Source organism: Pseudomonas helleri (genome assembly GCF_009600315.1).
GTDB lineage: Bacteria > Pseudomonadota > Gammaproteobacteria > Pseudomonadales > Pseudomonadaceae > Aquipseudomonas > Aquipseudomonas helleri_A.
Window position 1 is genome coordinate 74,150 of sequence record NZ_WIWC01000006.1, and the last position, 14,814, is coordinate 88,963.

Here is a 14,814-nt window from a genome sequence, read left to right on the forward strand (position 1 = left end):
TGACCATTTCTTATCATCTAGTCACAATCCTGTAGTCGCTGCCGAAGAGTGCGAGGGGACTTGCGGTGCTTCCTGAAGAACGGGTTGCTGCGCAACCCTTCGCAGCCTTCGGCAGCGACTACGGGCGGTTAACCAAAAAAAAAACCGCACGCCCCGAAGGACATGCGGTTTTTGCACAGGAAGCGCCAGCGCTTAGTAGCCCAGGTCGAAATCTTCTTCTTTCATGTCCATCAGGTTGGCAGCACCCGACAGCATGGTCGCCACGTGCGCACGGGTGCGCGGCAGGATGCGCTGGAAGTAGAAGCGCGCCGTTTGCAACTTGGCTTTGTAGAAGGCTTCTTCCGAAGTACCTGCAGCCAGTTTCTCAGCCGCCAGGCGGGCCATGTCAGCCCAGAAGTACGCCAGGCACGCATAACCGGAATACATCAGGTAGTCGACCGAGGCCGCGCCCACTTCTTCACGGTTTTTCATGGCCGCCATACCGACCTTCATGGTCAGCTCGCCCCACTCTTTGTTCAGTGCAGCCAGCGGCGTAACGAATTCCTGAACGGCTTCGTTGCCTTCGTTGGTCTGACAGAACTTGTGCACGATCTTGGTAAAGCCTTTCAGGGCTTCGCCTTGGGTCATCAGCACTTTACGGCCCAACAGGTCGAGTGCCTGAATACCGGTGGTGCCTTCGTACAGCATCGAAATGCGGCTGTCGCGAACGTTCTGTTCCATGCCCCACTCAGCGATAAAGCCGTGGCCGCCGTAGATTTGGACGCCGTGGTTAGCAGACTCAAAACCGACTTCAGTCATGAATGCTTTAGCGATTGGAGTCATGAAGGCCAGCAGTGCGTCGGCTTTCTTCTTCTCTTCTTCATCAACGCCGTACTTGACGATGTCGACTTGCTTGGCGGTGAAGTAAACCATCGCGCGGTTGCCTTCGGCGAACGCCTTGGTGGTCAACAACATGCGACGTACATCCGGGTGAACGATGATCGGGTCAGCCGCCTTTTCAGGGGCTTTAGGGCCGGTCAACGAGCGCATTTGCAAGCGGTCACGGGCGTATTTCAGACCGCCCTGGAAGGCGATTTCCGCGTGGGACAGGCCTTGCAGTGCGGTACCCAGACGCGCGGTGTTCATAAAGGTGAACATGCAGTTCAGGCCTTTGTTCGGCGGGCCGATCAGGTAGCCGGTGGCGCCGTCAAAGTTCATCACGCACGTGGCGTTACCGTGAATACCCATTTTGTGCTCAAGGGAGCCACAGGACACCGCATTACGCTCACCCAGGCTGCCATCCGCATTGGCGTTGAACTTGGGCACGATAAACAGCGAAATACCTTTGGTGCCGGCCGGTGCGTCCGGCAGGCGGGCCAGTACGATATGGACAATGTTGTCGGCCATGTCGTGTTCACCGGCCGAGATGAAGATCTTGGTGCCGGAAATTTTGTAGGAGCCGTCAGCCTGAGGTTCGGCCTTGGTGCGCAACAGGCCCAGATCGGTACCGCAATGCGATTCGGTCAGGCACATGGTGCCGGTCCATTCGCCGGTGACCAGTTTGCTCAGGTAGGTTTCTTGCTGCTCGGGTGTGCCGTGCTCGGAGATGGTGTTCATCGCACCATGAGACAGGCCAGGGTACATGCCCCACGACCAGTTGGCCGCGCCAACCATTTCGCTCACGGCCAGACCCAATGACTCCGGCAAGCCTTGGCCGCCGTGCTCTACGTCGTGAGCCAGACTCGGCCAGCCGCCTTCAACAAATTGCTTGTAGGCTTCTTTGAAGCCGGTCGGTGTTTTAACACCCGACTCGCTCCAGGTGCAGCCTTCAATGTCACCCACGCGATTCAGAGGTGCCAGCACCTGCTCACAGAACTTGGCGCCTTCTTCAAGAATGGCGTCAACCATATCTGGAGTAGCGTCCTGGCAAGCCGGCAGGCTTTGATAATGCGCTTCGTAACCGAGCAGTTCGTCACGAACGAAGCGAATATCACGCAAGGGGGCCTTGTAGTCAGGCATAGCGATAAACCTCTGCTGATGAAACCTTGGATGAACAACCGCGTGGATTTGTTATAGCGGTCAAACAGGTGTTTGAAACATACGTTTACGCCTATTTATTGTCAAGCAGCGCGATGCCGCCGTTCGTCTCGGATAACAGAATGAAAGTTCAAGACACTCGTAGCAGCTGCCGCAGGCTGCGTCCGACGACGCAGTCGTCGTATGCACAACGCCAACCATCTGTCAGATAGATGTGAGGCTCAGGGTTTACGATCGCTTCGCAATAGAACGCAGCCTGCGGCAGTGGCTACGGGGATAGATGGGTCAGTCCAGCAAATCCAGCTGCAGATGTTCGGCCACGGCCTGAGCGGTGGCGGACTTGAGGCGCGGTACGCGGCCCAGGCATGGGGCCGGCAAGCGTTCTGCCAAGGTGGCGAGGTTTTCTTCAAGGCGTGAGGTTTTCGGGCCAATGATGTTGGCCACCCAGCCAGCCAATTGCAGGCCGTCTCGGGCGATGGCTTCGGCGGTCAGCAACGCGTGACTGATGCAACCCAGGCGCACACCCACAATCAAAATCACCGGTAAATCCAGCGCTTGGGCCAAACCCGACAAACTGTCTTGTCCGGACAGCGGCACGCGCCAACCGCCTGCGCCCTCGATCAAGGTGAACTGCGCCTGCTTGGCCAGAATGGCCTGCATGGGGGGGAGCAGCGATTCGACGGTCAGCGTGACACCCACTTCGCGTGCGGCAATATGCGGCGCGATGGCCGGTTCAAAGGCGACCGGATTCACTTCGTTGTAAGTCAGCGGTAATGAGCACTCAGCCATCAGCGCCAATGCATCGGCATTGCGCAGCCCCTTGGGGGTTTGTTCACAGCCCGACGCCACCGGCTTGCCGGCCGCCGTAGTCAGCCCTGCTTCACGGGCGGCAAACAGCAACCCGGCAGCCACCGTGGTCTTGCCCACATCAGTGTCGGTGCCTGTAATGAAGTACGCAGGGTTCATCGCGTTTTCTCCAAAATGCCGTAGATCACCTGATACGTCGCCGGTAGCCCCAAAGGCTGACGATATTGCTCGTAAGCTCCCACCAGCCTCTGAATCCGCGCCCGACTGGTCAAGCCTTCCGGGCGACCCGGATTGAGGTTGTGCGCACCCAATGCTTTAAGTTCATGGGTGAGCTGGCGTACTTGCGGGTAGTGCAGCACATGGGGCTGAATCTGCAAGCCCAGCACCTGTAAATCGCTGTGGGCGCACACCTGCTGATAGGTCTCAAGCTCGCGAAACCGATTGACGTGAACCTGCCCGTCAACAGCCCGCCAGCTGTCTCGCAGTTCACCCAACGTGCCCACACATAAACTGGCAAAGGCCAGCACGCCGCCGGGCTTGAGCACACGATGGGCTTCACTGAGCACGGCATTGAAATCAGCACACCATTGCAGCGCCAAACTGGAAAAAATCAAATCGCAGCTGTTGTTTTGCAGTGGCAGGCTTTCGGCGTCGCCGGCAATAAAATGCTGCGCCCCGCCTAACGGTCGCGCGTAAGACAGCATGCCTTGGGCGATGTCCAGCGCCAGCCCCTGGCTTTGGGCAAAGTGCTGACCCAACACCCGACTGAAATACCCCGTGCCACAGCCCAAATCCAGCCAGCGACCGGGGGTCAGGTGAGGCGGTAAACGGGCGATCAACTCATGACCCACCGCACGCTGTAACTCAGCCACGCCGTCATAGGTGGTGGCGGCACGTGAAAACGAAACCGCTACCTGACGTTTGTCCGGTAAATGATTGGCTAAGGTTGCACTACTCAAATCAGTCATCACCCAACTCATGTAAAAAAGCCTGAATCGCCGCCGCCAGCTCGTGGGGTGCTTCCAGTAAAAAGGCATGGGAGGCCTGTTCAATCAGCCCCACTTCAACATCCGGCAAAAGCGCCAGTACCTGCGTGGCCACCGACTCGGGCACCAGCGCATCCAACCCGGCGAACAGGTGCAATTGCGGCCCGTTGAAGGCCTGCAAGGCTGCCCGCGTATCCAGCGAGCCCAGCAGCTCAAGGCCCGCCACCAGCACATCGCGCTGCGCTTTTGGGGCACCGGCCAGCAGTAAACCGGCTAGCCCGCGCGCATCCGCCGCGCCTTGGCTGCACAACAGGCAAAAACGTTTAAGAAGGGTATTGGGGGCGTCGCGAAAACTGGTGAGGAAGGCGTCGAAGGTGGCGACGGGCATCGCACTGGGCCAATCGTCACGGCACACAAAATTCGGGTTACTGGCCAGCGTCACCAGCCCGCAGCAACGGTCGCCACGCCGTGCGGCCAACTCACTGGCGAGCATCCCGCCCAACGACCAGCCACCCAGCCAGACGTTCTCGGGCACCGTGGCATCCAGTTCATCGAGCCAATCTGGCAGGCTGCTCGACGCCAGCATCGGCAGGGGCTCGATTTCCACCCGCAGGTGCTCATCCAAGCCGCGTAACGCCGCCGCTAAAGGTTCCAGAGGTGAAACCCCCAAGCCCCAGCCCGGTAACAAAATCAAGCGATCACGCATCGTCTAACTCCAGCTCGCGCCAACAGTCGTCCAGTCCTGATAACAGTAGCTGCACCTGTGCTTCTGTGTGCGCAGCGGACAAGGTGACACGCAAACGCGCGCCGCCTGCGGGCACCGTGGGCGGGCGAATCGCAGTCACCAACAATCCGCGCTCACGCAACCGCTGAGACAAACGAAGCGCACGGGCACTATCACCCATCAGAATGGGCTGGATCGGCGTAAAACTGTCCATCAGTTGCAGCCCGATTTGCTCGGCACCTCGACGAAACTGGTTTATCAAGGTATTCAAGTGTTCACGCCGCCAGTGCTCAGTGCGCAGCAGCTCAAGGCTCTTAAGCGTGGCGCATGCCAAGGCGGGGGGTTGGCTGGTGGTGTAGATGTAAGGACGGGCGAACTGAATCAGGCTTTCGATCAGCTCTTCACTGCCCGCCACAAACGCGCCGCTGGTGCCAAATGCTTTGCCCAGGGTCCCCATGAGGACTGGCACCTGCGCAACGCTCAAGCCGAAATGTTCGACAAGACCGCCACCATTGGCGCCCAAAGCGCCGAAGCCGTGAGCATCATCAACCATCAGCCAGGCACCTTTAGCCTTGGCTTCGCGAGCCAAGGCTGGCAGGTCGGCCACATCGCCGTCCATGCTGAACACACCGTCCGTGACCACCAGTGTGTTGCCGCAGGCTTTTTCCAGACGCTTGGCCAGACTGGCCGGGTCGTTATGCAAATAGCGATTGAAGCGTGCACCGCTCAACAAGCCGGCATCCAGCAAGGACGCATGGTTGAGACGGTCTTCGAGCACCGTGTCGCCCTGCCCCACCAGCGCGGTGACTGCGCCCAGATTGGCCATATAGCCATTGCTAAACAACAGTGCACGCGGGCGGCCGGTGAATTCGGCCAACGCTTCTTCCAGTGCGTGATGCGGGGTGCTGTGGCCGATGACCAAGTGCGAGGCTCCGCCGCCAACGCCCCAGCGCGCTGCGCCGGTTTGCCAGGCCTCGATCACCTGAGGGTGATTGGCCAGACCGAGGTAGTCATTGTTGCAAAAAGCCAATAATGGCTGGCCATCGACCACCACCTGCGGGCCTTGCTGGCTGTCGAGCAAGGGGCGCTGACGGTACAAATGGTCGGCACGACGCGCAGCCAGACGGGCGTTCAGATCAAAAGACATGCTGGCCTCGATGAGCGATTCGTCGCCACTGACGCAGGTGGGTCAGCGGCGACTGGAATAACGGGTTAAACCGTAGCGTCGTAGAACTGCTCGCTGGTTTTCTGATCCCGCAACGCATGCTCAATGGCGGCCTGATGCACTTCGTCGGCGTGGTCCTCATGGGCTTCGGGCAAGATGCCCAGACGCGCAAACAACTGCATGTCCTTGTCGGCCTGTGGGTTGCTGGTGGTGAGTAATTTGTCGCCGTAGAAAATCGAGTTGGCCCCCGCCAGAAACGCCAGCGCCTGCATTTGCTCGTTCATCGCCTCACGCCCGGCGGACAAGCGCACATGGCACAGCGGCATCATGATTCGAGCCACCGCCAACATGCGGATAAAATCGAACGGATCGACGTCCTCAGCGTTCTCCATCGGTGTGCCGGCCACTTTCACCAGCATATTGATGGGCACCGACTCTGGATGCTCAGGCAGATTGGCCAGCTGGATCAACAGATTGGCGCGGTCATCCAGCGACTCGCCCATGCCCAGAATGCCGCCGGAGCATATTTTCATGCCCGATTCGCGCACATAGCTAAGGGTTTGCAAGCGCTCGCTGTAGGTGCGAGTGGTGATGATGGTGGTGTAGAACTCCGGCGAGGTGTCGAGGTTATGGTTGTAGTAGTCCAGCCCCGCACCTGCCAGGGCAGCGGTCTGCTCCTGATCGAGCTTGCCCAGCGTCATGCAGGTTTCCAGGCCCAGGGCTTTCACCCCTTTGACCATTTCCAGCACGTAGGGCATGTCTTTGGCTGAAGGATGCTTCCAGGCCGCGCCCATGCAGAAACGCGTAGCGCCGATGTCCTTGGCGCGCTGTGCTTCTTCAAGCACCTTTTGCACCTGCATCAACTTTTCTTTGGCCAGGCCCGTGTTGTAGTGGCCCGACTGTGGACAATATTTGCAATCTTCCGGGCAAGCGCCGGTTTTGATCGAAAGCAATGTCGAAACCTGCACCCGATTGGCATCGAAATGCGCGCGGTGAACGGTCTGCGCCTGAAATAACAGGTCATTGAACGGCTGAACAAACAGTGCGCGGACTTCGGCTAAAGACCAATCGTGTCGCACGTTGGCAAAGGTGCTGGCGCTCATCGGCGTTTCTCTTGTTTATGCTTGGACTTGAACCTGAGGCAATCGCCCCAGGCACGGCACGGATGCCCGGCATGTTTAAGGATGTGACATGAACTGTCAACCACATTGGAAAAGAGTGGTTTACAAGTGGTTATTTAATGATCAAAGCTGTTTATTGTGTGATGCGCGCACCGACACCGCACTTGCCCTGTGTACGGCCTGTGAGATCGAACTGCCCTGGCTCAATGAACACTGCCAGCGATGCGCCTTGCCGCTGCCGATGTCGGGGCTGATCTGCGGCTATTGCCTCAAGCAACCCCCTGCCTTCGAGCGTGTGCATGCTCCCTGGTTTTATGGCTTTCCCATCGACAGTTTGATCATCCGTTTCAAGCACAACAGCCAGTGGCCCTACGGCAGACTTTTAGCCGAACTTCTCAGCCAATCGCTGCTTGATCACTTCAATGCGGGCAGCCAAAAGCCGGACGTCCTGTTGCCGGTGCCGCTGTCCACTCAACGCCTGCGCCAACGCGGTTATAACCAAGCGGCGATGATCGCGGGCTGGCTCAGTGGGCCACTGGCAATCCCCTGCCTCGAACAATGGTTAGTGCGTATTCAGGACACCCCGGCGCAACAGGATCTGGATGCCAAAACCCGTAAACGAAACTTGTTGAATGCCTTTACGCTGTCCTCGGATGCACGGGTTCAGGGCGCCCATGTAGCGTTGGTGGATGATGTGCTGACCACCGGCGCGACGGCACAAAGCCTGGCGCTGTTGTTGCGCAAGGCCGGTGCCCGGCGGGTGGATGTGTATTGCCTGGCCCGTACCGCAAAGCCCGAAGGGCCCTCTTGATCCACAGCTGTACGGGGGTGAAACATTCCTGTCATACCGGCTGATTAAGGTGACTGGCAAAATCGTCTAACACCGAGCCTGCCATGAACCTATTAGAAGAAGACCAACCCACTGACCTTGAGCAACTCGTCGGCTTCAGTCGACGTGGTTTTATCGGCGCAGGAGCACTGTGCGGGGCGGCCCTGTTTTTAGGCGGCGGGCTGCTCAGCCGCAGCGCGCTGGCAGCCAGTGTCAGCGCAGCTTCCAGCCAGTTATTGGGGTTTGACAGCATCAACACGGCCACCGGCGACAGCATCAGCCTGCCGCCCGGCTATCGCTCATCGGTGCTGATCAGTTGGGGCCAACCCTTGCACGCCGACGGCCCGGCCTTTGACCCTAGCGGCAAAGGCACGGCCAGCGCGCAAGAAGTGCAATTCGGCGACAACAATGACGGCATGAGTCTGTTCGCCTTCCCTGACGACCCGAACCGCGCCTTGATGGCGATCAACAACGAATACACCAACTATCGCTACCTGTACCCCCACGGCGGCATGCCCACTTCCCTGGAAGAGGTACGCAAAGCCCAAGCCAGCGAAGGCGTTTCTGTCATTGAAATTGAGCGTAAAGGCACTGGCTGGCAGTTTGTCCAAAGCTCGCCTTTCAACCGCCGCATTCACGGCAATACACCGATTCGCCTCAGCGGCCCGGCAGCAGGCCATGCCTTGTTACGCACGCCAGCCGACAACACCGGCACCCGTGTACTGGGGACGTTCCAGAACTGCGCCAACGGTAAAACGCCTTGGGGCACTTACCTGACCTGCGAAGAAAACTTTACCGATTGTTTTGGCAGCACCGACCACAAACAAAGCTTCAACGCGGCGCAAAAACGCTATGGCGCTGTAGGCACCAGCAAAGAGATCAATTGGCATCCCCATGACCCGCGCTTCGACTTGGCGACCAACCCCAACGAGTTGAATCGCCATGGTTGGGTGGTTGAAATTGACCCGTTCGACCCGCAGTCCACTCCGGTGAAGCGCACCGCGCTGGGCCGTTTCAAGCATGAAAACGCTGCCCTTGCACAAACCCGCGACGGCCGCGCAGTGGTGTACATGGGCGATGACGAACGCGGTGAATTCATCTACAAATTCATCAGTCGCGACAAAATAGATCACGCAGACCCCAAGGCCAATCGCGACCTGCTGGATCACGGCACGCTCTACGTTGCTCGCTTTGACGATGGCGACAAAAACCCCGATCGCCCCAAAGGTAAAGGCCAGTGGGTTGAGTTGAGTCACGGTAAAAACGGCCTGGACGCCAGCAACCAGATCACCAGTCAGGCCGAAGTACTGATTAACGCCCGTCTGGCCGGCAGCATCGTCAATGCCACCCGTATGGATCGCCCGGAATGGATAGTGGTCAGCCCCAAGGACGGCCAGGTGTATTGCACCCTGACCAACAACGCCAAGCGCGGCGAAGACGGGCAACCGGTCGGTGGCCCCAACCCGCGAGAAAAGAATGTCTACGGGCAAATCCTGCGCTGGAAGGCGCACAAGGGCGACCACGGTTCAGACAGCTTCGACTGGGATCTGTTTGTGGTCGCAGGCAACCCGGTGGTCCATGTTGGCCAGCCAAAAGGCGGCTCGGCCAATATTACCCCGCACAACATGTTCAACAGCCCGGACGGTATGGGTTTTGACGAAGCCGGGCGTTTGTGGATCCTGACCGATGGCGACGCCAGCAACAGCGGCGATTTTGCAGGCATGGGTAACAACCAGATGCTCTGTGCCGACCCTGACAGCGGGGAAATTCGCCGCTTCATGGTCGGCCCTGTCGGCTGTGAGGTGACAGGCATCAGCTTTTCCCCGGATCAGAAGACCCTGTTTGTGGGCATTCAGCATCCGGGCGAAAACGGCGGTTCAACCTTTCCGGAGCACCTGCCCAACGGTAAACCCCGCTCATCGGTGATGGCCATCAGCCGTGAGGACGGCGGTATCGTCGGCACCTGACCCTCGCTGACATCGGGATTAAGTCGCCGCCCCGCGACCGGTCTGCGCTAACATGCATGGCCGGACGCGGCAGCCTGCTGCGCGCAGGAGTCAGCATGTCTCATCCGTTTGCAACACTTACCCCAGATTTGGTACTCGATGCCGTCGAAAGCATCGGTTTCCTGAGCGATGCCCGTGTGCTCGCCCTCAATAGCTACGAAAACCGCGTGTATCAAGTCGGCATCGAAGACTCGGAACCGCTGATTGCCAAGTTTTATCGGCCTCAGCGCTGGACCAACGAAGCGATCCTTGAAGAACACCGTTTCACCTTCGAGCTGGCCGACTGCGAAGTCCCGGTCGTCGCCCCCATGATTCACAACGGCCAGAGCCTGTTCGAACACGCAGGCTTTCGTTTCACCCTGTTTCCTCGCCGGGGTGGCCGCGCGCCTGAGCCGGGCAACCTCGATCAGCTGTATCGTCTTGGGCAACTGCTTGGCCGCCTGCACGCAGTCGGTGCGACCAAACCGTTTGAGCACCGCGAAGCGCTGGGCGTGAAAAACTTCGGCCATGATTCCCTGACGACGTTGCTCGAAGGCAACTTCATCCCGCGCAGCCTGCTCCCGGCTTACGAATCAGTGGCCCGCGACCTGCTCAAACGGGTCGAGGACGTGTACGCCGCCACCCCGCACACCAACATCCGCATGCACGGTGATTGCCACCCCGGCAACATGATGTGCCGCGACGAGGTGTTCCATATCGTCGACCTTGACGACTGCCGCATGGGGCCTGCCGTGCAGGATCTGTGGATGATGCTCGCTGGTGATCGTCAGGAGTGTCTGGGTCAGTTGTCAGAATTAATGGACGGTTACAGTGAGTTTCATGACTTCAACCCGCGAGAACTGGCGCTGATCGAACCACTGCGTGCATTGCGCCTGATGCATTACAGCGCTTGGCTGGCTCGCCGCTGGGACGATCCGGCGTTCCCTCACAGCTTTCCGTGGTTTGGCACTGAGCGGTATTGGGGCAATCAGATTCTCGCCTTGCGCGAACAATTGTCAGCGCTCAATGAAGAACCGCTGAAACTGTTTTAACCAACCCAGCTAACAGAGGGTAGTCGCTGCCGCAGGCTGCGAAGCAACCCGCTTTCCCGAGAGCGCCGCACACCGCCTCGCAGCCTGCGGCAGCGACTACAAAATGCCATTGTGTATCCGTTATTGACCCAGCAAGGATTCTGCATGCAAACCGCCAACCCGCGTCGCGGGTACATTTTAGGCCTCAGCGCCTATGTCATCTGGGGACTGTTCCCGCTCTACTTCAAACTGTTGGCCAGCGTACCCGCAGCCGAGATCATCGTTAATCGGGTGCTCTGGTCCGCCCTGTTCGGCTCCTTGATGCTGCTGGTGTGGAAACACCCCGGCTGGTGGCAAGAGTTGCGTGACAACCCCAAACGCCTTGCTGTATTGACGGGCAGTGGTTTGCTGATTGCTGCCAACTGGCTGACCTACGTGTGGGCGGTAAACAACGACCGCATGCTCGAAGCCAGCCTGGGTTACTACATCAATCCGTTGGTCAACGTGTTACTGGGCATGCTGCTGTTGGGTGAGCGCCTGCGTCGCCTGCAATGGTTGGCTGTGAGTCTGGCTGTGATCGGCGTGGCTCAGCAGGTGTGGCAAGTCGGTAGCTTGCCGTGGGTGTCGCTGGCGCTGGCACTCAGTTTCGGCTTTTACGGCCTGATCCGTAAGAAAGCTCCCGTCAAGGCATTGCCGGGGCTGGTGGTCGAGACATGGATTCTGGTGCCGCTTGCCATCGTCTGGCTACTGCTGCACCCCGAAGCCAATAGCGCCCATGCCGACTTCTGGAGCACCTCCGAAGCGTGGTTGCTGGTCGCCGCCGGCCCCGCCACGCTGATACCTCTGGTATGTTTCAACTCCGCCGCACGGCACTTGCCTTACACGACCTTGGGTTTCATGCAGTACATCGCGCCCACCATCGTATTGATGCTGGCAGTATGGGTGTACGGCGAGCATTTGGCCCCGAGCACATTCATCGCCTTTATATTTATCTGGGCCGGGCTGGTGGTCTATAGCATCGACGCGTGGCTGACCCTGCGTCGCAGCTAATCCTGCGTACTCAGCTTCAGCTCCACCAGCAACTCATCGGCCAAGGCTTCAAGACGCTGCTGCACACTTTCCAGCGACAGCGTCAGCGGCACCGCCAAAATAGCCTCGGCGTGAAACAGCGGCTCGTTGCTCATGGGCGCGGGCCGCACCTCCGTCACCAGCCGTTCCAGGTTGATCCCCTGCTCCGTCAGCACTCGCGAAATATCTCGCACGATACCGGGGCGGTCATTGCCGACCAGCTCCATGGCGATGGGCTTCCAGGTGCAGGATTGCTCGATGCCACTTTCGCCGAACATCACTTGAATCCCTTCTTTGGCCAATCCTCGCAATGCGTCCAGCAACTCTTCGTGGGTTTCGGCTGGCACACCCACGCGCAAAATCCCGGCAAATTGCCCGGCCATGCGCGACATGCGGCTTTCCAGCCAGTTACCACCATGGGCAGCGATGCAATCAGCAATGCGCTCGACTTGCCCGGCTTTGTCCGGGGCAAAGACCGTAATCACGAGATGGTTCATGGCGGGGACTCTCTTATTTGGGGTCGATTGAGTATAGGCCGCCTTCTACTTCCCGTAGCCGCTACCGCAGGCTGTGAAAAAGGCCGCAAAACACAAAATTGTGTACTGTTTTTAGAATTATCTGGAACAACCTGTGTGTTTCTTGAGAACATCCTGTTCTTCTACGTGACCGATAGCGTAAAAATGGTCGAAGAACGACGTGATCAGTCTGATTTTCACATCGCCAATCGATCATGTAGTATGCCTCGGCAAGCACTACATAATTTGCAACACCGCCCGCCAAGGCGTCTGATTTAACCCGCACTACCCCGCAAGCACGAGCTAACGCAGTGTCAGGCTTTAAATAAAAATGAGTGAGGCAAGCAATGACTGAACACGTTCACGTCGGTGGCCTGCAGGTCGCCAAAGTCCTGTTCGACTTCGTCAACAACGAAGCCATTCCCGGTACCGGCCTCGACGCCGACCAGTTCTGGGCAGGTGCCGACAAGGTTATCCATGACCTGGCCCCCAAGAACAAAGCACTGCTCGCCAAACGCGATGATTTGCAGGCGCGGATTGACGCCTGGCACCAGGCTCAGGCCGGCAAGGCCCATGACGCCGTGGCTTACAAAGCCTTCTTGCAAGACATTGGCTATTTGCAGCCAGAAGTGGCCGATTTCCAGGCAACGACGCAAAACGTCGATGACGAAATTGCCCGTATGGCTGGCCCACAGCTTGTGGTGCCGGTGATGAATGCACGCTTTGCTCTCAACGCCTCGAACGCCCGCTGGGGGTCGCTGTACGATGCGCTGTACGGCACCGATGCCATCAGCGAAGCCGATGGCGCCGAAAAGGGCAAAGGCTACAACAAGGTCCGCGCCGACAAGGTGATTGCCTTCGCCCGCGCCTTCCTCGACGAAGCGGCACCGCTGGCTCAGGGTTCTCACGTTGATTCAACCGCCTATGCCATCGTCGGCGGTGCCTTGCAGGTCACCCTCAAGGACGGCGCCAGCACCGGTCTGCGTGACACCGCGCAATTGATCGGCTACCACGGTGATGCGGCTGCACCGACCGCCGTGTTGATCAAACACAACGGCCTGCATTTTGAAATCCAGATCGACGCCACCAGCCCTGTCGGTCAGACCGATGCCGCCGGCGTCAAAGACGTGCTGATGGAAGCCGCCCTGACCACCATCATGGACTGTGAAGACTCCGTTGCCGCTGTCGATGCTGACGACAAAGTGGTGATCTACCGCAACTGGCTGGGCCTGATGAAGGGCGACCTCAGTGAGCAGGTGTCCAAAGGCGGCCAGACCTTTACCCGCACCATGAACCCGGATCGCCAATACACTACGCCTGAGGGCGGCACCGTCAGCCTGCACGGCCGCTCGCTGTTGTTCGTGCGTAACGTGGGTCACTTGATGACCATCGACGCGATTCTCGATAAAGACGGCAACGAAGTGCCCGAGGGTATCCTCGACGGCCTGCTCACCAGCCTGGCCGCGATGCACAGCCTCAATGGCACGGCCACGCGCAAGAACAGCCGTACGGGCTCGGTGTACATCGTTAAACCGAAGATGCACGGCGCCGAAGAAGCGGCGTTCACCAACGAGTTGTTCGGCCGTATCGAAGACGTGCTCACGCTGCCACGCAACACGCTCAAAGTCGGCATCATGGACGAAGAGCGCCGCACCACGATCAACCTCAAGGCGTGCATCAAAGCCGCCAGCGAGCGCGTGGTGTTTATCAACACCGGCTTTCTGGACCGTACTGGGGACGAGATTCACACCTCGATGGAAGCCGGGCCGATGGTGCGCAAGGCCGACATGAAGTCCGAAAAATGGATTTCAGCCTACGAAAACAACAACGTTGATGTCGGCTTGAGCACGGGCCTGCAAGGGCGTGCGCAAATCGGTAAAGGCATGTGGGCCATGCCTGACCTGATGGCGGCAATGCTCGAACAGAAAATCGCCCATCCATTGGCGGGTGCCAACACGGCCTGGGTGCCCTCGCCCACTGCCGCCGCCTTGCACGCACTGCATTACCACAAGGTAGACGTGTTCGCCCGTCAGGCCGAACTGGCCAAGCGTGCTCCGGCTTCGGTGGACGACATCCTGACCATCCCGCTGGCCGTGAACCCGCAATGGACGCCTGAGCAGATCCAGAACGAACTGGACAACAACTCGCAAGGCATCCTTGGCTACGTGGTGCGTTGGATCGATCAGGGTGTGGGCTGTTCCAAAGTGCCGGACATTCACGACATCGGCCTGATGGAAGACCGCGCCACGCTGCGTATTTCCAGCCAGCACATCGCCAACTGGCTGCGTCACGGCATTGTCAGCCAAAACCAAGTGCTGGAAAGCCTCAAGCGCATGGCGCCGGTGGTGGACCGTCAAAACGCCAACGATGCGTTGTATCGTCCATTGGCACCGAACTTCGACAGCAATATCGCCTTTCAGGCGGCCGTCGAGCTGGTGATTGAAGGGACGAAGCAGCCCAATGGCTATACCGAACCGGTCTTGCATCGCCGCCGTCGCGAGTACAAGGCTAAAAACGGGTTGTAATAACGCAGCTCATTAAATACCCCTCTTTGAGGGGTATTTTTT

Annotated in this window: 12 protein-coding genes; 5 read left to right on the top strand and 7 right to left on the bottom strand. The window is 58.7% G+C overall.

Annotated elements, in window-relative coordinates; genetic code table 11:
* Window positions 1-192: 192 nt before the first annotated feature.
* The 6 genes from GHN86_RS05820 to bioB all read right to left on the bottom strand — a co-directional run bounded on the left by GHN86_RS05820 (window position 193) and on the right by bioB (window position 6,801).
* Window positions 193-1,998 (bottom strand): phenylacyl-CoA dehydrogenase, encoded by a 1,806-nt coding sequence (locus tag GHN86_RS05820; protein WP_153377979.1) that lies wholly within the window; start codon window positions 1,996-1,998, stop codon window positions 193-195.
* Between the two features lie 303 nt (window positions 1,999-2,301).
* Window positions 2,302-2,982 (bottom strand): dethiobiotin synthase, encoded by a 681-nt coding sequence (gene bioD, locus GHN86_RS05825; RefSeq protein WP_153377978.1) that lies wholly within the window; start codon window positions 2,980-2,982, stop codon window positions 2,302-2,304.
* Window positions 2,979-3,791 (bottom strand): malonyl-ACP O-methyltransferase BioC, encoded by an 813-nt coding sequence (gene bioC, locus GHN86_RS05830; protein ID WP_153377977.1) that lies wholly within the window; start codon window positions 3,789-3,791, stop codon window positions 2,979-2,981. Before bioC ends, bioD begins: the two co-directional genes overlap by 4 nt.
* Window positions 3,784-4,515, bottom strand: coding sequence for an alpha/beta fold hydrolase (locus GHN86_RS05835; RefSeq protein ID WP_153377976.1), 732 nt, complete (start codon window positions 4,513-4,515; stop codon window positions 3,784-3,786). Before GHN86_RS05835 ends, bioC begins: the two co-directional genes overlap by 8 nt.
* Window positions 4,508-5,680, bottom strand: coding sequence for an 8-amino-7-oxononanoate synthase (gene bioF, locus GHN86_RS05840; RefSeq protein WP_153386213.1), 1,173 nt, complete (start codon window positions 5,678-5,680; stop codon window positions 4,508-4,510). The genes GHN86_RS05835 and bioF overlap by 8 nt, the downstream gene beginning before the upstream one ends.
* 65 nt (window positions 5,681-5,745) lie before the next feature.
* Window positions 5,746-6,801, bottom strand: coding sequence for a biotin synthase BioB (bioB, locus tag GHN86_RS05845; RefSeq protein ID WP_153377974.1), 1,056 nt, complete (start codon window positions 6,799-6,801; stop codon window positions 5,746-5,748).
* An 88-nt stretch (window positions 6,802-6,889) separates the two neighbouring features.
* Between bioB and GHN86_RS05850 the strand changes: the two genes are divergently transcribed.
* The 4 genes from GHN86_RS05850 to rarD all read left to right on the top strand — a co-directional run bounded on the left by GHN86_RS05850 (window position 6,890) and on the right by rarD (window position 11,714).
* Window positions 6,890-7,630, top strand: coding sequence for a ComF family protein (locus tag GHN86_RS05850; protein ID WP_153377973.1), 741 nt, complete (start codon window positions 6,890-6,892; stop codon window positions 7,628-7,630).
* A gap of 83 nt (window positions 7,631-7,713) precedes the next feature.
* Complete coding sequence (locus GHN86_RS05855) at window positions 7,714-9,615, top strand: PhoX family protein (protein WP_153386215.1); 1,902 nt, start codon at window positions 7,714-7,716, stop codon at window positions 9,613-9,615.
* 95 nt (window positions 9,616-9,710) lie between these two features.
* On the top strand, window positions 9,711-10,685 hold the full coding sequence (locus GHN86_RS05860) for a serine/threonine protein kinase (RefSeq protein WP_153386217.1): 975 nt from the start codon (window positions 9,711-9,713) through the stop codon (window positions 10,683-10,685).
* A 144-nt stretch (window positions 10,686-10,829) separates the two neighbouring features.
* Entirely contained in the window at window positions 10,830-11,714 is an 885-nt protein-coding gene (gene rarD / locus GHN86_RS05865) for an EamA family transporter RarD (protein WP_153377970.1), read from the top strand.
* Here the strand turns inward: rarD and GHN86_RS05870 are convergent.
* Window positions 11,711-12,229 carry a glycine cleavage system protein R gene (locus tag GHN86_RS05870; RefSeq protein WP_153377969.1) on the bottom strand — a complete coding sequence of 173 codons (519 nt, stop codon included), beginning with the start codon at window positions 12,227-12,229 and terminating at the stop codon, window positions 11,711-11,713. The two genes, rarD and GHN86_RS05870, sit on opposite strands and share 4 nt — an antisense overlap.
* Before the next feature lie 365 nt (window positions 12,230-12,594).
* Between GHN86_RS05870 and GHN86_RS05875 the strand changes: the two genes are divergently transcribed.
* The gene (locus GHN86_RS05875) at window positions 12,595-14,772 is read left to right on the top strand and encodes a malate synthase G (RefSeq protein ID WP_153386219.1); all 2,178 of its coding nucleotides are present in this window, start codon (window positions 12,595-12,597) and stop codon (window positions 14,770-14,772) included.
* Window positions 14,773-14,814: the final 42 nt, after the last annotated feature.

Excerpts from the sequence above, each read along its gene's own strand:
- GHN86_RS05820 (WP_153377979.1), bottom strand. The coding sequence starts at position 1,998 with ATGCCTGACTACAAGGCCCCCTTGCGTGATATTCGCTTCGTTCGTGAC.
- bioD (WP_153377978.1), bottom strand. The coding sequence starts at position 2,982 with ATGAACCCTGCGTACTTCATTACAGGCACCGACACTGATGTGGGCAAG.
- bioC (WP_153377977.1), bottom strand. The coding sequence starts at position 3,791 with ATGACTGATTTGAGTAGTGCAACCTTAGCCAATCATTTACCGGACAAA.
- GHN86_RS05835 (WP_153377976.1), bottom strand. The coding sequence starts at position 4,515 with ATGCGTGATCGCTTGATTTTGTTACCGGGCTGGGGCTTGGGGGTTTCA.
- bioF (WP_153386213.1), bottom strand. The coding sequence starts at position 5,680 with ATGTCTTTTGATCTGAACGCCCGTCTGGCTGCGCGTCGTGCCGACCAT.
- bioB (WP_153377974.1), bottom strand. The coding sequence starts at position 6,801 with ATGAGCGCCAGCACCTTTGCCAACGTGCGACACGATTGGTCTTTAGCC.
- GHN86_RS05850 (WP_153377973.1), top strand. The coding sequence starts at position 6,890 with ATGAACTGTCAACCACATTGGAAAAGAGTGGTTTACAAGTGGTTATTT.
- GHN86_RS05855 (WP_153386215.1), top strand. The coding sequence starts at position 7,714 with ATGAACCTATTAGAAGAAGACCAACCCACTGACCTTGAGCAACTCGTC.
- GHN86_RS05860 (WP_153386217.1), top strand. The coding sequence starts at position 9,711 with ATGTCTCATCCGTTTGCAACACTTACCCCAGATTTGGTACTCGATGCC.
- rarD (WP_153377970.1), top strand. The coding sequence starts at position 10,830 with ATGCAAACCGCCAACCCGCGTCGCGGGTACATTTTAGGCCTCAGCGCC.
- GHN86_RS05870 (WP_153377969.1), bottom strand. The coding sequence starts at position 12,229 with ATGAACCATCTCGTGATTACGGTCTTTGCCCCGGACAAAGCCGGGCAA.
- GHN86_RS05875 (WP_153386219.1), top strand. The coding sequence starts at position 12,595 with ATGACTGAACACGTTCACGTCGGTGGCCTGCAGGTCGCCAAAGTCCTG.